General features: G+C 68.7%; 21 protein-coding genes and 1 pseudogene. 15 read left to right on the forward strand and 7 right to left on the reverse strand.

The genetic code is table 11. The annotated features are described in order from the left end of the window. The first annotated feature begins 4 nt into the window (after window positions 1-4). The 6 genes from WA944_RS14360 to WA944_RS14385 all read left to right on the forward strand — a co-directional run bounded on the left by WA944_RS14360 (window position 5) and on the right by WA944_RS14385 (window position 5,338). Window positions 5-859 carry an ABC transporter ATP-binding protein gene (locus tag WA944_RS14360; protein ID WP_526375961.1) on the forward strand — a complete coding sequence of 285 codons (855 nt, stop codon included), beginning with the start codon at window positions 5-7 and terminating at the stop codon, window positions 857-859. Further along, on the forward strand, window positions 856-1,713 hold the full coding sequence (locus tag WA944_RS14365; RefSeq protein ID WP_526375959.1) for an NUDIX hydrolase: 858 nt from the start codon (window positions 856-858) through the stop codon (window positions 1,711-1,713). Before WA944_RS14360 ends, WA944_RS14365 begins: the two co-directional genes overlap by 4 nt. Continuing rightward, the gene (locus WA944_RS14370; RefSeq protein ID WP_526609680.1) at window positions 1,710-2,387 is read left to right on the forward strand and encodes an enoyl-CoA hydratase; all 678 of its coding nucleotides are present in this window, start codon (window positions 1,710-1,712) and stop codon (window positions 2,385-2,387) included. The genes WA944_RS14365 and WA944_RS14370 overlap by 4 nt, the downstream gene beginning before the upstream one ends. A 26-nt stretch (window positions 2,388-2,413) precedes the next feature. After that, window positions 2,414-3,412 carry a class I SAM-dependent methyltransferase gene (locus WA944_RS14375; protein ID WP_526374026.1) on the forward strand — a complete coding sequence of 333 codons (999 nt, stop codon included), beginning with the start codon at window positions 2,414-2,416 and terminating at the stop codon, window positions 3,410-3,412. Next, on the forward strand, window positions 3,370-4,584 hold the full coding sequence (locus tag WA944_RS14380; RefSeq protein ID WP_526609686.1) for a THUMP-like domain-containing protein: 1,215 nt from the start codon (window positions 3,370-3,372) through the stop codon (window positions 4,582-4,584). Before WA944_RS14375 ends, WA944_RS14380 begins: the two co-directional genes overlap by 43 nt. 64 nt (window positions 4,585-4,648) lie before the next feature. Next, window positions 4,649-5,338, forward strand: coding sequence for an esterase (locus WA944_RS14385; protein WP_526647065.1), 690 nt, complete (start codon window positions 4,649-4,651; stop codon window positions 5,336-5,338). A 7-nt stretch (window positions 5,339-5,345) separates the two neighbouring features. Here the strand turns inward: WA944_RS14385 and WA944_RS14390 are convergent, their stop codons facing one another. Both WA944_RS14390 and WA944_RS14395 read right to left on the reverse strand, forming a co-directional pair. Beyond that, window positions 5,346-6,893, reverse strand: a complete 1,548-nt coding sequence (locus WA944_RS14390; RefSeq protein WP_526647066.1) for an alanine/glycine:cation symporter family protein — start codon at window positions 6,891-6,893, stop codon at window positions 5,346-5,348. 110 nt (window positions 6,894-7,003) lie between these two features. Then, entirely contained in the window at window positions 7,004-8,284 is a 1,281-nt protein-coding gene (locus tag WA944_RS14395; RefSeq protein ID WP_526610759.1) for a BamB-related PQQ repeat family beta-propellar protein, read from the reverse strand. A gap of 105 nt (window positions 8,285-8,389) precedes the next feature. Here WA944_RS14395 and WA944_RS14400 point away from each other — a divergent pair, with 105 nt between their 5' ends. After that, window positions 8,390-9,127 carry an acyltransferase gene (locus WA944_RS14400; RefSeq protein WP_526373372.1) on the forward strand — a complete coding sequence of 246 codons (738 nt, stop codon included), beginning with the start codon at window positions 8,390-8,392 and terminating at the stop codon, window positions 9,125-9,127. Window positions 9,128-9,184: 57 nt separating this feature from the next. After that, on the forward strand, window positions 9,185-10,687 hold the full coding sequence (gene zwf, locus WA944_RS14405; RefSeq protein WP_526647067.1) for a glucose-6-phosphate dehydrogenase: 1,503 nt from the start codon (window positions 9,185-9,187) through the stop codon (window positions 10,685-10,687). A 3-nt stretch (window positions 10,688-10,690) separates the two neighbouring features. Here the strand turns inward: zwf and WA944_RS14410 are convergent, their stop codons facing one another. The 3 genes from WA944_RS14410 to WA944_RS14420 are packed head-to-tail and all read right to left on the reverse strand — an operon-like array spanning window position 10,691 to window position 14,321. Next, on the reverse strand, window positions 10,691-11,917 hold the full coding sequence (locus tag WA944_RS14410) for a glycosyltransferase family 4 protein (protein ID WP_526610765.1): 1,227 nt from the start codon (window positions 11,915-11,917) through the stop codon (window positions 10,691-10,693). Window positions 11,918-11,919: 2 nt separating this feature from the next. Next, window positions 11,920-13,518, reverse strand: coding sequence for a 1,4-alpha-glucan branching protein domain-containing protein (locus tag WA944_RS14415; RefSeq protein ID WP_526610755.1), 1,599 nt, complete (start codon window positions 13,516-13,518; stop codon window positions 11,920-11,922). Next, window positions 13,515-14,321, reverse strand: coding sequence for a class I SAM-dependent methyltransferase (locus tag WA944_RS14420; RefSeq protein WP_526368462.1), 807 nt, complete (start codon window positions 14,319-14,321; stop codon window positions 13,515-13,517). Before WA944_RS14420 ends, WA944_RS14415 begins: the two co-directional genes overlap by 4 nt. Window positions 14,322-14,529: 208 nt before the next feature. Here WA944_RS14420 and WA944_RS14425 point away from each other — a divergent pair, with 208 nt between their 5' ends. From WA944_RS14425 to mnmA, 6 genes are all read left to right on the forward strand, one after another. Further along, window positions 14,530-15,321, forward strand: a complete 792-nt coding sequence (locus WA944_RS14425; protein ID WP_163889292.1) for an electron transfer flavoprotein subunit beta/FixA family protein — start codon at window positions 14,530-14,532, stop codon at window positions 15,319-15,321. Window positions 15,322-15,377: 56 nt separating this feature from the next. Next, window positions 15,378-16,334, forward strand: coding sequence for an electron transfer flavoprotein subunit alpha/FixB family protein (locus tag WA944_RS14430; RefSeq protein WP_526368466.1), 957 nt, complete (start codon window positions 15,378-15,380; stop codon window positions 16,332-16,334). Window positions 16,335-16,485: 151 nt separating this feature from the next. Then, window positions 16,486-17,331, forward strand: coding sequence for a GNAT family N-acyltransferase (locus WA944_RS14435; RefSeq protein WP_526610753.1), 846 nt, complete (start codon window positions 16,486-16,488; stop codon window positions 17,329-17,331). After that, window positions 17,328-18,191 (forward strand): lysophospholipid acyltransferase family protein, encoded by an 864-nt coding sequence (locus WA944_RS14440; RefSeq protein ID WP_526647068.1) that lies wholly within the window; start codon window positions 17,328-17,330, stop codon window positions 18,189-18,191. Before WA944_RS14435 ends, WA944_RS14440 begins: the two co-directional genes overlap by 4 nt. 45 nt (window positions 18,192-18,236) lie before the next feature. Beyond that, window positions 18,237-19,430 carry a cysteine desulfurase family protein gene (locus tag WA944_RS14445; RefSeq protein WP_526372009.1) on the forward strand — a complete coding sequence of 398 codons (1,194 nt, stop codon included), beginning with the start codon at window positions 18,237-18,239 and terminating at the stop codon, window positions 19,428-19,430. Beyond that, window positions 19,427-20,500, forward strand: a complete 1,074-nt coding sequence (gene mnmA, locus WA944_RS14450; RefSeq protein ID WP_526372010.1) for a tRNA 2-thiouridine(34) synthase MnmA — start codon at window positions 19,427-19,429, stop codon at window positions 20,498-20,500. The genes WA944_RS14445 and mnmA overlap by 4 nt, the downstream gene beginning before the upstream one ends. Here the strand turns inward: mnmA and WA944_RS14455 are convergent. Beyond that, complete coding sequence (locus tag WA944_RS14455) at window positions 20,497-21,135, reverse strand: sensor domain-containing protein (protein WP_526372012.1); 639 nt, start codon at window positions 21,133-21,135, stop codon at window positions 20,497-20,499. The genes mnmA and WA944_RS14455 overlap by 4 nt on opposite strands. A 36-nt stretch (window positions 21,136-21,171) precedes the next feature. Between WA944_RS14455 and WA944_RS14460 the strand changes: the two genes are divergently transcribed. Further along, a complete protein-coding gene (locus WA944_RS14460) occupies window positions 21,172-22,182 on the forward strand; it encodes a methionine synthase (RefSeq protein ID WP_526372014.1) in 1,011 nt (336 codons plus the stop codon). Between the two features lie 9 nt (window positions 22,183-22,191). On the opposite strand, the pseudogene WA944_RS14465 reads toward WA944_RS14460, so the two are convergent. After that, window positions 22,192-22,679, reverse strand: a pseudogene (locus WA944_RS14465) (HNH endonuclease); the annotation flags it as partial.

Genomic DNA, 22,679 nt, shown 5'->3' on the forward strand with positions numbered 1-22,679 from the left:
GCGGGTGCCAGTCGACAGGTCTGATGAAGAGGAAGCAACCGCCGATCCCGACCTGCTGATCGACTTCGCCGAGGTCACGCTGCGCCGGGGCGGGCGGACCCTGGTCGGTCCGGTCACCTGGTCGGTCGAACTCGACGAGCGATGGGTGGTCATCGGTCCCAACGGCGCGGGCAAGACCTCGCTGTTGCGGATCGCCGCGGCTATGGAACATCCGTCCTCGGGCACCGCCTACGTGCTCGGGGAGCGGCTGGGCCGGGTCGACATGGCCGAACTGCGGGCGCGCGTCGGGCTGAGCAGTTCGGCACTTTCCCAGCGGGTGCCCGACGACGAGGTGGTGCGGGACCTGGTGGTCTCGGCGGGCTACGCGGTGCTCGGCCGGTGGCGTGAGCAGTACGACGAGATCGACTACCACCAGGCGGTCGACATGCTGGAAAGCGTCGGCGCCGAGCACCTCGCCGAGCGCAGCTACGGCACCCTGTCCGAGGGCGAGCGCAAGCGCGTCCTGATCGCGCGATCGCTGATGACCGACCCGGAACTGCTACTGCTCGACGAGCCCGCGGCCGGACTCGACCTCGGCGGCCGGGAGGAACTCGTCGCCCGGCTCGGTGACCTGGCCGTCGACGCGGACTCCCCGGCGATGGTGCTGGTCACCCATCACGTTGAGGAGATCCCGCAGGGGTTCTCCCACGGCCTGATCCTCGCCGAAGGCGGGGTGGTCGACTCGGGCTTGCTGCCTGACGTGCTGACCGCCGAGAACCTCTCCACTGCGTTCGGGCAGTCCATCGCGCTCGACGTCATCGACGGGCGCTACTTCGCGCGTCGTGCACGAAGCCGCGCGGCACACAGGAGGCGGAAATGACAGACCCATCGGCAGCCCCCGCCGCGCCACTGCCTGCGCGGCCCGCCGCGACGGTGATGCTCATCCGGGATCAGCCCCAGAACGAGCAGGCACTCGAAGTGTTCCTGATGCGCCGGCACTCCGCGATGGATTTTGTCGCCGGGGTGATGGTGTTCCCCGGCGGCGGTGTCGACGACCGCGACCGCAACGCCGACGTCGCCTGGCACGGGCCCGACCGGCAGTGGTGGGCCGACCGGTTCGGGATAGACGTCGAGCTCGCCGAAGCGCTGGTGTGCGCCGCGGCGCGGGAGACGTTCGAGGAGTGTGGCGTGCTGTTCGCCGGTGCCGCCGACGACCCGGACCTGCTCGTCGACGACGCGTCGGTGTACCGCGAGCAGCGCGCGGCACTGGAGAACAAGAGTCTGTCGTTCGGTGAGTTCCTGCGTTCCGAGAAGCTGATGCTGCGGGCGGACCTGCTGCGCCCCTGGGCCAACTGGGTGACCCCGAAAGAGGAGCGCACCCGACGCTATGACACGTACTTCTTCGTCGGGGCGATCCCGCAGGGACAGCGTGCCGACGGCGACAACACCGAGACCGACAAGGCCGACTGGGTGACCCCACAGGCCGCGCTCGACGACTTCGCTGACGGACGCAGCTTCCTGCTGCCGCCGACGTGGACCCAGCTCGACGCCCTGCACGGGCGGTCGGTGGCCGAGGTGCTCGCCGTGGAGCGTCAGATCGTGGCCGTCGAACCCCATCTCTCTGCAGCGAAGGGTGGCAACTGGGAGATCGAGTTCTTCAACAGTGACCGCTACAACGACGCGCGCAACCGGCGCGCTCCCCAGGGCTACACCGACGGGGCGCCGCTCGCGTGACCGAGTTTGTCAGCGTGGTGCTCTCCGAGCATGACGAGCGCGCCGTCGCCCAGGGCGCGCAACCGGCGCGGATCGCAACGCTGCTGCTGTCGCGCCCGCCCACCAACGCGCTGACCCGCCAGGTCTGCCGCGAGCTCGCGAAGGCGGCCGCGGAGGTCGGCCGGCTCGACGACGTGTGCGCGGTCATCGTGTTCGGCGGTCACGAGATCTTCTCGGCCGGCGCTGACATGCCCGAGCTGCAGACCTTGGACGCTGCCGAGGCCGACGCGGCGGCGCGGGTGTGCCAGCAGGCGGTCGACGCGATCGCCGCGGTACCCAAACCCACCGTCGCCGCCATCACCGGGTACGCGCTCGGCGCCGGCCTGACGCTGGCGCTGGCGGCAGACTGGCGGGTCAGCGGTGACAACGTGAAGTTCGGCGCGACGGAGATCCTGGCGGGGTTGGTGCCCGCCGGGGGCGGTGCCGGCCGGCTGGCCGGCGCGGTCGGGGACAGCAAAGCCAAGGACATGGTGTTCAGCGGACGTTTCGTGGACGCGCGCGAGGCGCTGGAGCTGGGATTGATCGACCAGATGGTGGCACCGGACGGGGTGTACGACGCTGCCGCCACGTGGGCCGGCCGGTTTCTTGACTATCCGCCGGAGACGTTGAGGGCGGCGAAGGCGTCGTTCGGCTAGCAGATCCGCACGTTAGGCTGCCCTGCATGACGGAAACGAAGGAACCCGGCGCCTACCCCGATGTCGCCGTGCCGGCTCCGACGCCGCACGCGACCGAGGAGCAGGTCGAGGCCGCCCGCCACGACACCAAGCTTGCCCAGGTGCTCTATCACGACTGGGAAGCCGAGAGCTACGACGACAAATGGTCGATCTCCTACGACCAGCGATGCATCGACTACGCCCGCGGCCGCTTCGATGCGATCGTGCCCGACAGCGTGCAGCGCGAGTTGCCCTACGACCGCGCCCTGGAGCTGGGCTGCGGTACCGGGTTCTTCCTGCTCAACCTGGTCCAGGCCGGGGTCGCACGACGCGGATCGGTCACCGATCTGTCCCCGGGCATGGTGAAGGTGGCCACCCGCAACGGTCAGTCGCTCGGGCTGGACATCGACGGCCGGATCGCCGATGCCGAGGGCATCCCGTACGACGACAACACGTTCGACCTGGTCGTCGGGCACGCGGTGCTGCACCACATCCCCGACGTCGAGCTGTCGTTGCGCGAGGTGGTTCGGGTGCTCAAGCCCGGTGGCCGGTTCGTCTTCGCGGGCGAACCCACAACCGTCGGCAACGCCTACGCCCGCCGGCTGGCCGATCTGACGTGGAAGTCCACCGTGGCGGCGATGAAGCTGCCCGGTCTGGCCGGCTGGCGTCGTCCGCAGGCCGAACTCGACGAGAACTCGCGTGCCGCGGCCCTGGAGTGGATCGTCGACCTGCACACCTTCGACCCCGCCGAGCTGGAGTCGATGGCTCGCTCGGCCGGTGCTGTCCAGGTGCACACCGCGAGCGAGGAGTTCACCGCGGCGATGCTGGGCTGGCCGGTCCGGACATTCGAGTCGACGGTGCCGCCGGGCAAGCTGGGCTGGGGCTGGGCGAAGTTCGCGTTCGGCAGCTGGACCACACTGTCCTGGGTGGACGCCAACCTCTGGCGCCGGGTCGTTCCGAAGGGCTGGTTCTACAACGTCATGGTGACCGGGGTCAAGCCGTCGTAGCATTCGGCCTCGACGATGTGCAGTATCTCTGCAGTGATGCCGGGAAGCTGGCACTGGCCGAGGTCGCGGGGTATCGCCTCGACAGTCGGAGTCTGATCGCCGATATCGATTCGGCACGAACGCGTTTCGGTGACCGGGCGGCGGTTTTGGTGGAGACCGTGATGCTGCGGCGCAAAGCCGCTGCGAAGTTCGCCGACGCGTCGGACTGGCTGTTCACCGACGAAGCGCTCCAGCAGGCGACGGCCGGCCCGGTCGCCGGGCACCGGGCGCGACGGCTGGCCGGCGCGACGGTGCACGACGCCACGTGTTCGATCGGCACCGAGCTTGCGGCCCTTCGGCATTCGGCAAAATATGTGGTGGGCAGCGACATCGACCCGGTGCGTCTGGCGATGGCCGGCCACAATCTGGCTGCAGACGGCCCGGTCGTGCCGCTGTGCCGCGCGGACGCGCTGCGGCCGGTGACCGCCGACGCCGTCGTCGTCGTCGACCCGGCACGGCGCAGTGCGTCGAGGCGGCGGTTCGACCCACGCGCGTATCTGCCACCGCTGGACCGGTTGCTGGAGGTGCTGGGCGGGCGTGACTACGTCGTGAAGTGTGCTCCCGGAGTTGATTTCGCCGTGCTGCGGCAGCTCGGGTTCCACGGAGAGGTGGAGGTCACCTCGCTTGCGGGCAGTGTGCGCGAAGCGTGCCTGTGGTCTGCCGGACTCACCGAGACGGGGGTGCGCCGCCGGGCGACCCTGCTCGACAGTGCAGAGGAGATCACCGACGCGCAGCCGGACGAGTGCGCGGTGGCCCCCGTCGGCCGCTGGATCGTCGACCCCGACGGCGCGGTGGTGCGCGCCGGATTGGTGCGCCACTACGCCGTTCGGCACGGTCTGTGGCAGCTGGATCCCGACATCGCCTATCTGTCGGGGGACACCCTGCCCGACGGGGTGCGCGGCTTCGAGGTCCTCGAGCAGCTGGCGTTCAATGAAAGACAGTTGCGTCGGGTGCTTTCGGTTCGAGATGTGGGGGCGGTGGAGATCCTGGTCCGAGGGGTCGACGTCGATCCCGATGCGCTGCGGTCACGTCTTCGACTTCGTGGCTCGGCTCAGCTCTCCGTCGTGGTGACCCGGCTGGGGTCCGGGGCGGCAAGCCGGGCAACGGCATTCATATGTCGTCCGTCACGCTGATCAGCCACGTACCCTGGCAGCAACAGCGCCGTGGACCGAGTCGGCGCCGAGATTGAGGACGACGATGCGAATTCTCGCCGCTGCCCTGTTGGCCGCCGGTGTCGTGGCGGGTTGGGCAGCCGCCCCGGCGGCTGCGGCCCAGACGGCCTGCGCGGACCTGGGCGGCACGGTCGACGACGAACAGATCTGTCACGTGTTCGCGGAGAACCCCACCTACCGGCTGGACTTCACCTTCCCCGCCGACTACCCGGACCAGCAGGCCCTGACGGCCTATCTGACGCAGACCCGTGACGGATTCGTCAACGTCTCGGAGATGCCCGGGTCGTGGAATCTGCCCTATGTGCTGGACGGCAAGGGCCGGGCCTACCGGTCCGGTCCCGAGGACGCCGGAACCAGCAGCGTGGTCTTCGAGGTGTACGAGAACGTCGGGGGTGCCCGCCCGCAGACCTGGTACAAGTCTTTCAACTGGGATGTCGAGGCGCAGGCTCCGATCACCTTCGACACCCTGTTCAAACCGGATGCCCGGCCACTGGACGTGATCTTCCCGATCGTGCAGTCCGCGGTGGCCCGGCAGATCGGCGTGGACGCGCCGATCTCGCCGGCCGACGGCCTCGATCCCGCCAAGTACCAGGAGTTCGCGATCACCGACGACTCGGTGATCTTCTTCTTCGGCCAGGGCGAGATGATGCCCGGCGCCGGTGGCGCGCTGCAGGCGGCGGTACCGCGCAGCGCGATCGCACCGATGCTGGCCTGAGCAGGCGTCAGGCGCTGCTGGCGGGCTCCTTGTCCTTGCCGGTGGCGGGGTCGTAGTTCTCCCAGAACGTCGCGTTCTTGATGTCCAGCGCCGTCGGGTCGAACATCGGGTCCAGGCCCTGCTTCTTCTGCTTCTCGTAGTCCCACAGCGCCTTGTAGGCGGGCTGCTGCAGGATGATGATGCTGATGATGTTGAGCCATGCCATCAGCCCGACGCCGATGTCACCCAGCGTCCACGCGTCCGATGCGGTGGACACCGCGCCGATGGTCACCGACACCAGGATCAGTGCCTGCAGCATCATCGTGGTGTTCGAGCCGACCGTGCCGCGGATGTAGGGGACGTTGACCGTGTTGCTCTTGCCCAGCAGGAAACGCAGGTTGGTCTCGGCCATGTAGTAGTAGGCGATGATCGTGGTGATGCAGAAGAACGCCAGCGAGATCGCGATGAAACTGGACCCGGCACCGCTCCACAGGGTGTCGAAGCCGGTCTGCGCGAACGTCGGGCCGACTTCGGCGTCGGCCGGGAGGAGTCCGCCTTCGCGGATGACCGCACCGTCGGCGCTCTCACCTTCGAACACCCGGTAGGCCCCGGTGGACAGGATCAGGAAACCGGTGGCCGTGCAGATGAACAGCGTGTCGATGTACACCGCGAAGGCCTGCACCAGGCCCTGTTTGGCGGGATGTGACACCTCCGCGGCCGCCGCGGCGTGCGGACCGGTGCCCTGGCCGGCTTCGTTGGAGTAGATGCCGCGCTTGACGCCCCACATCACCGCCGAGCCGAGGATCGCCCCGAATGCCGAGTCGAGTCCGAATGCACTGGAGAAGATCAACGAGATCACCCCGGGGATCTCGCCGGCGTTGAGCAGCACGATGATCAATGCCAGGACGATGTAGACGACGGCCATGAACGGCACCACGATCGAGGCGAACGTGGCGATCCGCTTGACCCCGCCGATGATCACGAAGGCCAACACGATCACGGTGCCCACGGCCACCCACCACTCGGACCAGCCCCAGGCGGAGTTCATCGCCGAGGCCATCGAGTTGGACTGCACGCTGGGCAGCAGCAGGCCCATCGCCAGGATGGTGACCGCCGCGAAGACGTAGCCGTAGATCTTCATCGCCGGCGCCGCCGCGGTGTGGGCGAAGGCCCTGCTCAAGTAGTAGGCAGGGCCGCCGCGGTACTCCCCGGTGAGCGGGTCGCGGGTCTTGTAGATCTGGCCCAGCGTGCACTCGACGAACGACGTCGAGGCGCCGAGGAAGGCGACGGTCCACATCCAGAACAGGGCGCCCGGACCGCCGAACGCGATCGCCGTCGCGACACCGGCGATGTTGCCCGTGCCCACGCGGCCGGCCAGGGAGATGGTCAGCGCCTGGAAGCTCGAGACACCCGACGGCGACTTCTCGCCCTTGAACATCAGCCGGATCATCTCGGGGACCTGACGGACCTGGACGAACCTGGACCGGATCGAGAAGTACACGCCCGCGGCCAGACACAGGTAGACCAGCGCGTTACTCCATATGTAGCTGTTCACGGTGCTCAGGAAATCCGACAAGATCGTGTCCCCTCTAGTGGCAACATCCAGGTGATCGCAATGGATGGTTGCACCGGCGAGCGCTGCGCGTGTTGCAAAATTGTGAACTGGCTGTTGCGGAGGTCGCGAGTTCAGGACGGCGCGAAACCGAAGACCCGGCCGTCGCTAGTGCCGGCCACGACCCGCCCGTCATGGCCGATCGACACGCCGACCGGCCATCCGGTGGCGCCGCGCAGCGGATAGCTGTTCAGGGTGTGACCGTCGCCGAGGTCGAACACGACCAGGGCCATCCCGTTGTCGCCGTCGCGCACCACCGTGTAGCCCACCCCGGCGAGGCTCGACGTGGACAACGGCGAGGTGTCGTCGCGGCTCCACACCTCCTCGCCCTCGTCGTCGACATCGCGTAACGCCACCAACCGTGCTCCCGGGCCGCCACCGGCGACGATCAGCCCGTCCGGGGTGACTGACGGTGGGGTCTGGGGCAGGTAGTCCAGCGGCACCGACCATTTCTCGGTGCCGTCGTCGCTGTTGAGCGCCCACAACTTCTCGTCGCGACCGTTGACGTACACCGTCGACCCGTCGGCGGAGACCACCGGGCTTGCCAGCGGTCCGCCGCCGACGGCGTCGCTGGTCCATTCGCGGGTCAGCAGCGGCGTCTGCCCCGGCCGGTACCGCAGGCCGACCAGCACCGGCGCGTCAGCGCCGGGCTCCCACAGCGTCAGCACGATGACGCCGCTCGCCTCGGTGAACGCCGGTGCCGCGGCCACGGGGCACTCCGGGCGCGCCAGGGGGCAGTCGTCGAGGCCGCGCAGGGAGTCGGTGGGGTCGACGCCGTCGACCAGATCCAGCGAGTTGCCCGTCACGGTGCCCCGGTGGGCGTCGAACACGAGCACCTGTCCGAGGTGGGTCGCCACCAGCAGGTTCCCCGGCGACAGGATGCGGGTCGTCATCGGCATCCCGATCACCGGTTTGCGCCACCGGATCCACTGGGTGGTCGGGAACGACAGCACTGTTCCGGGTTGACCGATGTAGACGTTGTCGAAGCCGTCGAACATCGGGCTGGCCAGGCCGCCGCCCTGGACCAGCCTGGTGCACCAGCGTTGCCGCGCCTGGTTGTCGGTTTCCCAGACCATCAGCGAGCAGCCCCCGGCGGTCTGGCCGTTGACGGCCAGGTACTCGCCGGAGCCCAGCGCCGCCTGCGCGGCGAGCTCACCCTTGACCGAACGTGTCCACTCCAGACGCAGCGTGTCGGCGCCGTCGACGCGCGAGTAGCTGCTGTTCGCGGCATCGGCGTACTGCGCGGCCCAGCCCGTCGCGGCGCGGGCCTGCACCCAGGAATCGGTGTTGCCGCAGCCGACGAGCGCACCCGAGATCAGCGCCGTTGCGGCCAACGCGAGGATTCGCCGGAGCACTGGATCCCTTCTGACGCTTCGGAGCGGCCTGCCGCATCCGCCTGTTGTTCGAACCCAGGAGAGGGTAACCGTTCCACCGACCGTGCTCGCGTAGGCTTTCCGGCCATGACGACGATGTGGGGTGCGCCGCTGCATAAGCGCTGGCGAGGCTCCCGACTGCGGGATCCACGTCAAGCCGACTTCCTCACCGTGGCATCGCTGAAATGGGTGCTGGCCAACCGCGCGTACACCCCGTGGTACCTGGTCCGGTACTGGCGGCTGCTGCGGTTCAAGCTGGCCAACCCGCACATCATCACCCGGGGCATGGTGTTCATCGGCAAGGACGTCGAGATCCAGGCGGCTCCCGAGCTGTCCGAGATGGAGATCGGCCGCTGGGTGCACATCGGGGACAAGAACACCATCCGCTGCCATGAAGGGTCGCTGCGCATCGGTGACAAGGTCGTACTCGGGCGCGACAACGTCATCAACACCTACCTCGACATCGAACTGGGCGACTCGGTGCTGATGGCCGACTGGTGCTATGTGTGCGATTTCGACCACCGGATGGACAGCATCGAGCTGCCCATCAAGGACCAGGGCATCGTCAAGAGCCCGGTTGTGATCGGACCGGACACCTGGGTGGCAGCCAAGGTGACGGTGTTGCGGGGGACCAGCGTCGGCCGGGGGTGTGTGCTCGGCTCCCACGCGGTGGTCAAGGGCGACATCCCGGACTTCTCCATCGCGGTGGGGGCGCCCGCCAAGGTGGTCAAGAACCGCAAGCTGTCCTGGGAGACGTCGGCGGCGCAGCGGGCCGAGTTGGCTGCGGCGCTGGCCGACATCGAACGCAAGAAGTCCGCCCGCTGACGCACAGAACCCGTCCAAGCGCTGCATCCGCGCGACGTTGGTGACAGCATTCCGGTGGTGACCACCGGGACATCGCACAACATCTCATACCCCGCTCCAGGCGCCCACCCGTTCCGCAGGGACGAAGCGAAGTTGGCGTCGTTTGTCATCGTGCTGTTCGGCGCCACCGGCGACCTGGCGCGCCGCAAGCTGTTGCCCGGACTCGCCCACCTCGAGCAGTCGGACCTGACCCCTGACATCCGGTTGATCGGCACCTCGCTCGAGGAGTACACCGACGACGAGTTCCGGGCGCTGGCGCGCGAGGCCATCGACTCGTTCGGCAACCACCACTTCACCGAGGAGGAGTGGGCCCAGTTCGCCGCCAAGGTGTCCTACATCCCGCAGTCGGCGGGGCCACAGGCGCTTGCCGCGGCCGTCGCCGGCCGGGAGGCCGAGCTCGGAGCGGGGGTTCAGCGTCTGCACTACCTGTCGGTCCCGCCGAAGGCCGCCGAGTCGGTGATCACCATGCTCAAGGAGGCCGACCTGGTCGACCGGTCCCGGGTGGTGATGGAGAAGCCGTTCGGTACCGACCTCGACAGCGCCGTGGCACTGAACAAGTTCGTGCACGACACGTTCGTGGAGTCGCAGATCTTCCGCATCGATCACTTCCTGGGCAAGGAGGCCGCGCAGAACATCCTGGCGTTCCGGTTCGCCAACGGCCTGTTCGAACCGATCTGGAACCGCAACTTCATCGACCACATCCAGATCGACATCCCGGAGACGCTGGGCCTCGATCAGCGGGCCGACTTCTACGAGAGCACCGGCGCCTACAAGGACATGGTGGTCACCCACCTGTTCCAGGTGATGGCCTTCGTCGTGATGGAGCCGCCGACCGCGCTGGAGCCGCGTGCCATCGGCGAGGAGAAGAACAAGGTCTTCCGGTCGATGCTGCCGGTGGAGCCCGACTGCGTGGTGCGCGGTCAGTACTCTGGCTACCGCGAGGAACAGGGGGTGGCACGGGACTCGGACACCGAGACCTTCATCGCGCTGAAGGTCGGCATCGACAACTGGCGGTGGGCGGGGGTACCGGTGTACCTGCGCACCGGCAAGCGGATGGCGGAGGGACAGCGGATCGTGTCGATCGCGTTCAAAGAGGCTCCGCGGACGATGTTCCCGCCAGGGTCCGGGGTCGGCTCCCAGGGGCCCGACCATCTGACCTTCGACCTGGCCGACTCGTCGAAGATCTCGCTGTCGTTCTACGGAAAGCGGCCGGGGCCCGGCATGAAGCTGGAGAAGCTCTCGATGCAGTTCTCCACCCAGGAGACCGAGTACAGCGACGATGTCCTGGAGGCCTACGAGCGGTTGATCCTGGACGCGATGCGCGGTGACCACACGCTGTTCACCACCGCCGAGGGCATCGAGTCGCTGTGGGAACGCTCGGCGCAGCTGCTCGCCGACCCCCCACCGGTCAAGATGTACCAGCAAGGAACATGGGGTCCCAACGCGATTCACCAACTGATCGCGCCCAACGGCTGGCGGCTGCCGTTCGAGCGGGGCTGGCGGGACAAGAAGGCGCCCTGACGCTCAACGGTTCGGCAGCGGCCGCTCGACGATGGGCCTGCGCCGGTGTGGTTGACGTTCACCGCGTTTGGCGGCCAGGTAGACCTGCGAGGTCTCGGCGGCCACGGTCTGCCAGGCGAAGTCCGACGTGAGCCGCTCGCGTGCCGCCCTGGCCCGTTGCTGGGCGGCCGCCGGCGAGTCGAGTACCACCCGCACCGCGGCGGCCAGCGCGGCCACGTCGTTGGGCGGGTGGGACAGCCCGGTCTGGCCGTCGATCACCGCCTCGCCGAGCCCACCGGCGTTGGACGTGACCAACGGAACGCCGGCCGCGGCGGCCTCGAGAGCGACGATGCCGAACGGCTCGTAGTGTGACGGCAGCACGGCGGCATCGGCCCGGTGCAGCAACTTCAGTAGCTGCGAATGATCCACCCGGCCAACAAAATTGGTCGCTTTCATGACCCGGTGCTTGCGGGCCTGCTCCTTGAGGAAGTCGAGCTGGGTGCCGTCGCCGGCGATCGTGAGCGTGGTTCCAGGATGCGTGCGACGGATCCGGGGCATCGCAGCGATCGCGTCGTGCACCCCCTTCTCGTACTCGAGACGCCCGAAGTACAGCAGCTGGGCCGGTCCCGACTGCCGACGACGCGTCGCAAACGGCCAACCGTCGGTGTCGATCCCGTTGCGGATGACCGAGATCTCGGCGAGTTCCGGTCCGAACAGCGTGCTGATCTCGTCCCGCATCGACGCCGAACATGTGATGAGAGAGTCGGATTCGCGCACAAGCCAGGATTCCAGCGCGTGGACCTGCCGGCTGACCGCACCCGAAACCCAGCCGGAATGCCGACCCGCCTCGGTGGCGTGGATGGTGGAAACCAGCGGCACGTCGAAGAATTGAGCCAGGGTGACGGCAGGGTGGGCGACCAGCCAGTCGTGGGCGTGGACCACATCGGGGCGCCAGTCGGACAGCGCCAGGCCGGCGCGCACCATCGCATGCCCCATCGCCAGGGTCCAGGCCATCATGTCCGCGCCGAACGTGAACTCGTGCGGGTCCTCCGCGGCGGCGATCACGCGCACACCTTCGGTGACCTCGTCGGTGGACGGGTGAGTGTGCGGGTCGGTGCCGGTCGGTCTGCGGCTGAGCACGACGACGTCGTGGCCGGCCAGCGCCAGTTCGGTGGACAGGTGGTGCACGTGCCGCCCCAGGCCGCCGATCACCACCGGCGGGTACTCCCAGGACAGCAGCAGGATCTTCATTCTCATGTGCCCGGGAGTCTCCGCGCGTCGAGCGCCCCGAACAGGCCGTCGGCGCGGTTCCATGCCGCGGCCAGGCGCTGCGCATGCTCGGCGCGCCCCGCGGCGAGCGCCCCGGCGATCTCGCGGGTGGCGTGTGCGTGCAGGTGCGCCCGGTAGCGCGCGTAGTCGGCGGCTGAGCCCTTGCTGACCATGAACGGCCAGTCGCTGGACACCGTGAGCAACGTTTCCCGCAGTATCTGGTCGGCGACGAACATCCTGGGTGTCGGCGAGCCCAGCGATCCCCGAGATGCGTTCTGGACCAGCGCCTTGTCCACCGTGGTCAGCGCGGTGTCGACGACCTCACTGTTGAGCTGGACCAGATCGGCCACCTTCTCACCCGACCACACCTGCCAGTCCTTGCCCGAGCCCCATGAACTCGGTGGCAGGTCGACGGGCGTACCGACGTAGCCACCGGAGATCGCGTCCGCCAACGTGCCGACGCGGACGCCAGCGGCCGGCAGTGCGCGCAGCACCCGCTCGAGCCATACCGGGCCCTCGTACCACCAGTGGCCGAACAGTTCGGTGTCGAATGCCGCGATGACGTGGGCGGGCCTGCCGATCCGAGCGCTCTCGGCGCTCAGCCGCCGGCGCACCGTGTCGACGAAATCGGCGACGTGCACGTCAACCGCGGCGTCCGCGCGCCCGGGGTCGTAGGGCGCCTTGGCATCCGACGGAACGTTGCGCCCTGTCACCCGGGCGGGCTTGAGCCCGGTGAGGTGGTCATAGGTGTGGAAATCCCGGTAGGCCGGGTGACCGGGATAGCCGGACTTCGGTGACCAGACGCGGTAGCTGACCGCCAGATCGCGCCCGAACGCCACGACGTCGGAGTCGGCGACCGGGCGGCCCAGCGAGGTGTCCCCATGCAGGGACGGACCGTCGACCATGAAGTGGCCGACCCCGGCGGCGGCGTAGTCGACCTCCATGCCCGGGGCGTACGCGCACTCCGGTGCCCAGATGCCCGTCGGGGTGTGGGCGAACCGTTGACCTGCGTCCGCAAGGCCCTCGCGGAGCGCGAACTCGCGGAGCCGGGGATTGAGCAACGGCTGGAACGGGTGCGCGAGCGGTCCGCCGAGCAGCTCGATCACCTCGCCGTCGAGCAGCTCGCGGAACACCGGGCTGGCGCCGTGGCGCCAGAGCGTGTCGAACTCGGCGAGCTCCCGGTCTGCCTCGGCGTACTCCCGGGACCCGAACTGACGCAGGGCTTCCGGCGTCGACGCCGGCGCCGAGGCCGGTGACGTGCGGAGGGTTGCGGCCTCGAGGGCGCGCAACTGCCAGTTGGCCAACCAGTGGTGCATGCCCTGCAGGCAGTACGGGTCGTCCAGCTGTGCGGCCACCACCGGGGTGATGCCGAGTGTGATCAGGTGCCTGCGGTTCTCGGCGGCAAGGGTGCGCAGCACCCGCACCAGCGGAAGGTAGGCCGCCGACCACGACTGGTAGAGCCATTCCTCGCCGACTGGCCAGCGGCCGTGATGGGCCAGCCAGGGCAGGTGAGTGTGCAGCACCAGGGTGAACAGCCCGGGTACCGGGGTGGCGTCCGGCGGACCGGGGTCGACCTCTGTCACGGGCGCACCGCGATCGCGACCAGATCGAGGCTGTCATCGATGGCTCTGTCGTCGCGACTTCCCGCCTCGGCGATGTCGAAGTCGTCGGCGCTCACGGCCGCGACGTCGGCGAGCAGGTCCTGCGGCCAGGGCGCGTCGGCGACCGCGCGCGCGATCTGCGCGTCGATGATGGATCCGCCGTGGCGGTTGTCGAGTTCGGCGAGGCGCTCGCCGTGGAAGACCCCGTAGAGGCCTTCGATCTCGAAGCCGGCGGCCGTCACCAACTCGGTCAGCTCGGCGGCGTTGAGCTCGCGGGTGTGGAAGGGGTTGACCGGGGTGTCACGACCGGGGGAGAAGGTGATGCGGTTGGGGGTGGAGATGAGCAGTACCCCGCCGGGGCGCAGCACCCGGTGGCATTCGGAGACGAACTGCCCCTGGTCCCAGAGGTGTTCGATCACCTGGAAGTTGACCACCACATCCACCGATTCGGCGGGCAGTGGCAGCTCGGCGAGGTTGCCTTGGCGCATGTCGACGCGGGGATAACGCGCGCGGACATGGGCCACCGCCGAGTCGTCGTAGTCCAGTCCGATCACCTGACGGGCGACTTCGGCGATCAGGTCGGCGCCGTATCCCTCGCCGCAGCCCGCCTCCAGCACGTCGCGGCCGCGGCAGCGTTCGACCAGTCGCCGATAGACGACCTCGTGGCGACGGAACCAGTAGTTCTCCTCGGCCAGGCCGGGCACTGTCCGCTCGCCGGTCAGCGGCATCGGGGCAGCCGCCGGAGCCTTGCCGGGCTCGGTCGACCCGGTAACAAATGCGCTCATTGGAAGGCAGGCTAACCCGTAACCGTCCGGAGGTGAACTGTTCGTCGGACCCGTGCTGTTCGCGGGGCCGGCAGAGCACAAACTTCGACCAGCTATGGTGTTTCTGCGAACCACAAATAAGTTACTTGCGGGTAACATCGTGGTGGTTGCTTGAAACGTGTTATTGCGGGCCGGTCGCCGGTCCCTTCGAGGAGGACGAACCAGAGTCATGACGAATATCGTGGTCCTGATCAAACAGGTCCCAGACACATGGTCGGAGCGCAAGCTGTCCGAGGGTGATTGGACCCTCGACCGAGAGGCCGCCGACGCGGTGCTCGACGAGATCAACGAGCGTGCCGTCGAAGAGGCGCTCCTGATCAAGGAGCGCGAAGGCGGCGACAGCACGGTCACCGTCCTCACCGCCGGCCCCGAGCGCGCCACCGAGGCGATCCGCAAGGCCCTGTCGATGGGCGCAGACAAGGCGGTCCACCTGGTCGACGAGGGCATGCACGGCTCCGACATGGTGCAGACGGGTTGGGCGCTGGCCCGCGCGCTGGGCACGATCGAGGGCACCGAGCTGGTCATCGCCGGCAACGAGGCCACCGACGGCACCGGCGGCGCGGTCCCGGCGATCATCGCCGAGTACCTGGGCCTGCCCCAGCTGACCCACGTGCGCAAGCTGACCGTCGAGAACGGCAAGGTCACCGCCGAGCGCGAGACCGACGACGGCCTGTTCACGCTCGAGGCGAGCCTGCCTGCGGTCGTCAGCGTCAACGAGAAGATCAACGAGCCTCGCTTCCCGTCCTTCAAGGGCATCATGGCCGCCAAGAAGAAGGAAGTGACGACTCTCACGCTGGCCGAGATCGGTGTCGAGGCCGACGAGGTAGGCGTTGCCCACGCCGGCTCCAAGGTGCTCGCGTCGACCCCGAAGCCGCCCAAGACAGCGGGCGAGAAGATCACCGATGAGGGCGAGGGCGGCACCAAGGTCGCCGAGTACCTGGTCGCCCAGAAAATCATCTAGGCAGATCTTCCACCCCCATTCCATGAACCACTGAGACATAGAGGCGAACGAAACGCATGGCTGAAGTACTCGTGCTCACCGAGCACGCCGAAGGTGCGCTGAAAAAAGTCAGCGCTGAACTGATCACCGCCGCCCGTGCGCTGGGCGAACCATCCGCCGTGGTGGTGGGCAAGCCCGGTACGGCAGAGCCGCTCATCGAGGGGCTCAAGGCCGCCGGTGCCGGCAAGATCTACGTCGCCGAGTCCGACGACGCAGAGAGCTACCTGATCACCCCCCAGGTGGACGTGCTGGCCTCCCTGACCGAATCGGTGTCTCCGGCGGGCGTGCTGCTGTCGGCCAACGCAGACGGCAAGGAGATCGCAGGCCGGCTGGCCGCCCGTATCGGTTCGGGTGTGCTGACCGACGTCGTCGAGGTGAAAGAGGGCGGCAAGGGCATCCACTCGATCTTCGGCGGTGCGTTCACCGTTGAGGCCGAGGTCGTCGGTGACACCCCGGTGATCACCCTGCGCGCCGGTTCGGTCGACGCCGAGCCGACCGACGGTGCCGGAGAGGTTGTCACCGTCGAGGTGCCGGCCGCAGCCGAGAATGCGACGAAGATCACCTCGCGTGAACCTGCCGTCGCCGGTGACCGCCCCGAGCTCGCCGAGGCGACGGTTGTCGTCTCCGGTGGTCGTGGCGTCGGCAGTGCCGAGAACTTCGGCGTCGTCGAGGAGCTGGCCGACTCGCTCGGCGCCGCGGTCGGCGCCTCGCGTGCCGCGGTCGACTCGGGGTACTACCCGGGCCAGTTCCAGGTCGGCCAGACCGGCAAGACCGTGTCCCCGCAGCTCTACATCGCGTTGGGCATCTCCGGGGCGATCCAGCACCGCGCCGGCATGCAGACGTCGAAGACGATCATCGCGGTGAACAAGGACGAAGAGGCGCCGATCTTCGAGATCGCCGACCTCGGCATCGTCGGTGACCTGTTCAAGGTGACCCCGCAGCTGACCGAGGCGGTCAAGACCCGCAAGGGCTGACGAACCCGTTCTGTACGCAGGAACCCCGGCGCACCTGTGGCGCCGGGGTTCTTGTGTTCTGCGGTAGACACCACACTTCGTCATCTGGCGCTCACGGACACGTCACGCGCACGATGCCGTCCGGAGACCCGGCTCAGCGAACGTGCACGGTATGAGCACTGCTTCTGTACTCATCCGATCCGACAACTGCGCCCCGGCCGGTTCCGCGCCGCGGTATTCGATGCTGCTGTGCACCGACGCCGACTCCATCGAGGCCGCACAACGGCTGCGCTACGACGTGTTCACCACCGAGCCGGGCTTCGCGCTGGCCGACGACGGCCGGTCGTCAGGTCTGGACGCCGACCTCTTCGACGAACACTGCGACCACCTCCTGGTGCGCGACGACGACACCGGCGAACTCGTCGGCTGCTACCGGATGCTGCCGCCTTCCGGCGCGATGGCCGCCGGCGGCCTGTACCTCGCCACCGAATTCGACGTGACCGCGCTCGACCCGCTGCGTCCCTCACTGGTCGAGATGGGGCGCGCCGTGGTGCGCCACGACCACCGCAACGGCGCCGTGGTGCTGCTGATGTGGGCCGGGATCCTGGCCTACCTGGACCGTAGCGGCTACGACTACGTGACCGGGTGCGTCTCGGTGCCGGTACTGGATCCGACGGGCCACGGTGCTGCGGGCAGTCACCTGCGGGGGGTGCGTGATTTCGTGCTGCGCCGCCACCCGGCGCCCCCCGAATACGGCGTCCGGCCCTTCCGGCCCGTCGTGATCGACGGCGTCGCGCTCGATGACATCGAGCCACCGGCACGGCTGTCGGTGCCCCCGCTGATGCGCGGCTACCTGCGGTTGGGAGCCCAGGTGTGTGGGCAGCCCGCCCACGACCCCGACTTCGGGGTGGGCGACTTCCCGGCGCTGCTCGACAAACGCCACGCCGACACCCGCTACCTGCGCCGACTCCGCTCCGTCGGGGCGGCCACCGCGATCGCCGGCGAGGTGGAGTCATGACAGCCACCACGCCCGAGCACGCCTGGCTGCAGCGAGCGACCTGTGGCGCCGGATGCGTCCACGCCGGCGCCGACGTGCCCGGTCGACGGTGGGTGGTCGTGGTGCGCACCGCGTGGCGGGTGGCAGCAGCGCTGCTGCTGTTCTCAGGAGTGTGGCTGCTGGCCGTGCCGATGCCGGGTCGATCACATCTGCAGCGCGGCTACTGCCGAATGATGCTGCGGTGCCTCGGGGTGCGGATGTCGGTGTCCGGCGGACCGATCCGCAATCTGCGTGGCGTGCTCGTGGTGAGTGGGCACGTGTCATGGCTGGACACCTTCGCGATCGGCGCGGTGCTGCCGGGGTCATTCGTCGCCCGCGCCGACCTCGTGGAGTGGCCGGCCCTCGGCCCGATCGTCCGGTTGATGAAGGTCATCCCGATCGACCGGGGCCGGCTGCGCAGGCTGCCTGCCGTGGTGGCGGCCGTCGCCGACCGGTTGCGGGCCGGACACACCGTGGTCGCGTTCCCGGAAGGCACCACGTGGTGCGGACTGGGCTACGGCCGGTTCCGTCCCGCGATGTTCCAGGCCGCGGTCGACACCGGCCGGCCCGTGCAACCGCTGCGGCTGACCTACCGGCACAAAGACGGCCGGCCGTCTACTGTGCCGGCGTTCGTGGGTGAGGACTCACTGCTGACGTCGATCAAGCGGGTCATCACCGCGCGCCGCACCGTCTGCCACGTCTCGGTCGAGTCGCTGCAACTGCCCGGCGGGGACCGTCGTGAGCTGGCCGCACGCTGCGAGGTCGCCGTGCGTGGCGGCACGACGCGTTCAGCGCTGACGGCACGGTCCGGCTGCGGTGAGGGCCACGCACTGGTGGCGTGAGCGGAATGAGGTCAGCAGGCGCGCGACGGCTATTGTGGAACGGTCATGTCTGCGTGCACGCCGGTCTATCTCGACCACGCCGCCACCACCCCGATGCGTCCCGCCGCGATCGAGGCGATGGCCGCTGTGCTGGCGACTGTCGGCAACGCCTCCTCGCTGCACGGCTCCGGCCGGCTGGCGAGGCGCCGGTTGGAGGAATCGCGGGAGACGACGGCCAAGCTGCTGGGAGCACGCCCGTCGGAGGTGATCTTCACCGCAGGTGGGACCGAGAGCGACAACCTCGCGGTCAAGGGCATCTTCTGGGCGCGCCGTGATGCGTCGCCGCAGCGCCGACGCATCATCACCACACCCGTCGAACACCACGCGGTCCTCGACGCCGTGCAGTGGCTGGTCGAGCACGAGGGCGCCGAGGTGACATGGCTACCGGTCGACGCGGTCGGCGCGGTGAGCCCGGCAGCGCTGCGCCCCGCGATCGGTGACCCTGCCGATGTCGCCTTGATCTCCGTGATGTGGGCCAACAACGAAGTCGGCACCCTCATGCCGATCGCCGAGTTGGCCGCCGTCGCGTACGAGTTCGACATCCCGATGCACAGCGATGCGATCCAGGCCGTCGGTCAGGTCCCCGTCGACTTCGCCGCCAGCGGGTTGTCGGCGATGAGCGTGGCCGCACACAAGTTCGGCGGCCCCACCGGGGTGGGAGCACTGATGCTGCGTCGGGACACTGCCTGTGTGCCGCAGTTGCACGGTGGTGGCCAGGAGCGCGACGTCCGTTCCGGCACGCAGGATGTCGCCGGTGTGGTGGGGATGGCCGCTGCTGTGCGGACAGCCGCCGAGGGTATGGAGTCGACCGCGGCGCGGCTGCGGGCACTGCGCGACCGGCTGATCGACGGGGTGCTGGGGACGATCGACGACGTCTACGTCAACGGCGCGCCGGGCACCGCCCGGCTGCCCGGCAACGCCCACTTCACCTTCCGTGGATGTGAGGGCGATTCCTTGTTGATGTTGTTGGACGCCAAGGGAATCGAATGTTCCACCGGCTCGGCGTGTACCGCCGGGGTGGCGCAGCCGTCCCATGTGCTGACCGCGATGGGTGCCGACCCGGCGAGCGCGCGCGGATCGCTGCGGCTTTCGCTGGGGCACACCAGCACCGACTCCGACGTCGACGCCGTGCTGGAGGTCCTGCCCGCGGCGGTCGAACGGGCCCGGCAAGCCGCGCTGGCCAGTTCGGGGCCCCGATGAGGGTGCTCGTCGCGATGAGCGGCGGCGTGGATTCCTCGGTCGCCGCAGCCCGGATGGTCGACGCCGGCCATGACGTCGTCGGTGTGCACCTGGCGCTGTCGAAGGCGCCCGGGACGTTGCGTACCGGCTCACGCGGGTGCTGTTCGAAGGAAGACGCGGGTGATGCCCGCCGCGTTGCCGACGTGCTCGACATCCCGTTCTACATCTGGGATTTCGCCGACCGGTTCAAAGAGGACGTGATCGACGACTTCGTGGAGTCCTACGCCCGGGGCGAGACGCCCAACCCATGTGTGCGTTGCAACGAGCGAATCAAGTTCTCCGCGTTAGCATCCCGGGCATTAGCCCTGGGCTTCGACGCACTGGCCACCGGTCACTACGCGCAGCTGTCTGCCGGGCGGCTGCGCCGGGCCGTGGACCACGACAAGGATCAGTCCTACGTGTTGGCGGTGCTCAGCGCCGAACAACTGCGCCATGCCGTGTTCCCGATCGGCGACACCCCGAAAGCGCAGATCCGCGAGGAGGCCGCCCGCCGCGGGCTGTCGGTCGCGGACAAAGCCGACAGTCACGACATCTGCTTCATCCCGTCGGGGGACACCCGAGCGTTCCTCGGTGCCCGCATCGGTGTGCGGCGCGGCCAGGTGGTCGACGGCGCAGGCGCCGTGCTGGCCGAGCACGATGGAGTGCACGGTTTCACCATCGGCCAGCGGAAGGGGTTGGGCATCGCCGGACCCGGTCCGGAGGGCCGCCCCCGATACGTCACCGGTATCGACGCCGACACCGGCACCGTGCGCGTCGGTGACCTCGCCGACCTGGAGGTGACCACCCTGGCCGGGGAGGCGCCCGTGTTCACCTCGGGCGTCACTCCCGACGGCCCGGTGGAATGCGTGGTGCAGGTGCGCGCTCACGGCGGGATCGTCGATGCGGTCGCCGAATTACGCGGCGAGGAGTTGGTGGTCGATCTGCGGGCGCCGCTGCGAGGTGTCGCACCCGGCCAGACCGTAGTGCTCTACCGCCCCGATCCCGACGGCGATGAGGTTCTGGGCAGCGCGACGATTCGCGACGCGCATTAGCCGGGCACGTTGGCGAGGATGTTCGACATCACGATGTCGGGGACCGAGTCTGGGAACGCGCAGAACGTGACCTCCACCAGCACGACCGACTTGACCCGGTAGTCGCGTCCGCAGTTGCCCGGGCGGGTGGCGACGGAGTCCTCGGTGGTCGTCACAGCGCCGACGAGTGCCGGACCCGAATCGGTCGCGTCACATCCGCCGATTCGTTCGACGAGGGCGTCGAAGGCACGTTGCGCGGCCGCGGTGTCGCGGTAGCCCGCCGCCGCTTGCGAGATCAGGCCGCCCCTCGGCGGGTTCTGGAACGTCGACTTGCGGAACTCCTCGAGCTCGGTGCCGAAGATCTGCGACTCGGCGAAGACCCACTGACATTGTGGTGGAACGGATTCGAACATAACGTCGATGTCCACGGGGGCCTTGCTGTCCATCCCGGGGATGGCGGTGAGGTCGTCGCCGGCTCCGGTGACGGCCTGCATTTGTGCACGTTTGAGTAGCACGACGTCGACATCAACCGGCGAACGCGAGTCCTCGTCGATGCCGGGTACCGACCGGACCGCGGTTCCGTCCACAGTGTGCGCGCACCCGGCGACGAGCAGCACGACGGCGCACAGCGCAGACGCGCGCAGCCGGGCCGTCATACGCACGAGAGTAGACCGTCGCATAGTGTCGTTCGAGTGAGTGTTTTCGCCAGTGCGACCGGTGTCGGATCGTGGCCGGGCTCGTCGGCCCGGCAAGCCGCCGAGATAGTCGTGGGTGAGTTGCACCGCCTACCGCACCTCGTCGAACTGCCCGAGCGTGGCGTGGGAGCAGATCTGATCGGTCGCGCCGGCGCGCTGTTGGTGGACATCGCCATCGACACCGTGCCCCGGGGGTACCGAATCGCGACCGGTCGCAGATCGGTGACCCGCCGGGCGGTGAGCCTGCTCGACGAGGACATCGACGCGCTCGAGGAAGCCTGGGAGACCGCCGGATTGCGTGGTGGCGACCGTGTGGTCAAGGTGCAGGCTCCGGGTCCGGTTACCCTGGCCGCGCACCTGGAGCTGCCCGGCGGACACCGGGCCATCACCGACAACGGTGCGGTCCGCGATCTGACCAGATCACTGGCCGAAGGTGTGGCCGTGCTGCGGGCGCAGCTGGCGCGACGGTTGGAGGCGGCAGTGGTCGTACAGTTCGACGAGCCGTCGCTGCCGGCCGCCCTTGCGGGTCGGTTGACCGGTGTGACGAGCTTTTCGCCGGTGCATCCGGTGGACGAGTCGGTGGTGATCCAGTTGCTCGACGAATGTGTCGCAGTCGTGAGCGGCGAAGTCGCAGTGCACTGCTGCGCTACCGGCCTGCCGTGGAAGTTGTTGCAGCGCAGCACGGTCGCCGCGGTGTCGGTGGACGTGCAGGCCCTGACCGCGGCGGATCTGGACGGCGTCGGCGAGTTCGTCGAATCCGGTCGTACGGTTCTGCTCGGAGCCGTGCCGACAGTGGTTTCCGGACCTGGGCTTTCTGTCCGGCAGGTCGCCACGACCGTCGCGGAGGTGACCGATCGGCTGGGGTTCGCACGGGCCGTGCTGCGCGACCGCATCGGCGTCACGCCGGCCTGCGGACTGGCCACCGCGAAGCCGGCATGGGCCCGCAGATCCATCGAGCTAGCCCAACAAGCCGCGGATGCGTTGGCGGAAGACCCGGAGGCCGTCTGACCGGCGCAGTCAGGCGGCGTCGAAGGTGACGAGGTCGATGCTGAGTTGGCTTTCGGTGAGGCTGATTCGGCGTCGGCGCGGTGGTCCGGGTAGTGGTGGGGCAGTGGAGTGGTAGACCGCCCCGGTGGGGGTGCGGTATTCGGCGGTGTGGTTTCCGTCAGCCTCGGTGGTGCTCACCTGCCAGCCGGGGGCTTCTTTGGCGTAGTTGCAGGCTTCGCAGTCACCCAACCCGTTGCGCGCGTTGGTCGGTCCACCGTCGCGGGCTGGGGTGGCGTGGTCGCAGTGCCGGATCGGGGAATCGCAGTACGGGGTCCGGCATGTCTGATCCCGCAACTGTAGGAACCGTGCCAACGCTGTGGGGAAGATCCGCGCCCGCGACTCCATCGCCACCAGCTGCCCCGACTTGGGGTGGCGGTAGAGCCGGCGCAGCGTGGCCTTCACGTTTTTGTCGGTGGCGGCGTCGCCGGTCAGCGCGCAGGCCAGCCCGGCCGGGATGG

Origin of the sequence: Mycobacterium sp. (genome assembly GCF_049683355.1) — a bacterium.
Lineage (GTDB): Bacteria > Actinomycetota > Actinomycetes > Mycobacteriales > Mycobacteriaceae > Mycobacterium.

Bases quoted from the DNA above. Each gene is read 5' to 3' on its own strand.
- WA944_RS14365 (WP_526375959.1), top strand. From the start codon at position 856: ATGACAGACCCATCGGCAGCCCCCGCCGCGCCACTGCCTGCGCGGCCC.
- WA944_RS14375 (WP_526374026.1), top strand. From the start codon at position 2,414: ATGACGGAAACGAAGGAACCCGGCGCCTACCCCGATGTCGCCGTGCCG.
- WA944_RS14385 (WP_526647065.1), top strand. From the start codon at position 4,649: ATGCGAATTCTCGCCGCTGCCCTGTTGGCCGCCGGTGTCGTGGCGGGT.
- WA944_RS14400 (WP_526373372.1), top strand. From the start codon at position 8,390: ATGACGACGATGTGGGGTGCGCCGCTGCATAAGCGCTGGCGAGGCTCC.
- WA944_RS14410 (WP_526610765.1), bottom strand. From the start codon at position 11,917: ATGAAGATCCTGCTGCTGTCCTGGGAGTACCCGCCGGTGGTGATCGGC.
- WA944_RS14420 (WP_526368462.1), bottom strand. From the start codon at position 14,321: ATGAGCGCATTTGTTACCGGGTCGACCGAGCCCGGCAAGGCTCCGGCG.
- WA944_RS14425 (WP_163889292.1), top strand. From the start codon at position 14,530: ATGACGAATATCGTGGTCCTGATCAAACAGGTCCCAGACACATGGTCG.
- WA944_RS14430 (WP_526368466.1), top strand. From the start codon at position 15,378: ATGGCTGAAGTACTCGTGCTCACCGAGCACGCCGAAGGTGCGCTGAAA.
- WA944_RS14435 (WP_526610753.1), top strand. From the start codon at position 16,486: ATGAGCACTGCTTCTGTACTCATCCGATCCGACAACTGCGCCCCGGCC.
- WA944_RS14440 (WP_526647068.1), top strand. From the start codon at position 17,328: ATGACAGCCACCACGCCCGAGCACGCCTGGCTGCAGCGAGCGACCTGT.
- WA944_RS14445 (WP_526372009.1), top strand. From the start codon at position 18,237: ATGTCTGCGTGCACGCCGGTCTATCTCGACCACGCCGCCACCACCCCG.
- mnmA (WP_526372010.1), top strand. From the start codon at position 19,427: ATGAGGGTGCTCGTCGCGATGAGCGGCGGCGTGGATTCCTCGGTCGCC.
- WA944_RS14455 (WP_526372012.1), bottom strand. From the start codon at position 21,135: ATGACGGCCCGGCTGCGCGCGTCTGCGCTGTGCGCCGTCGTGCTGCTC.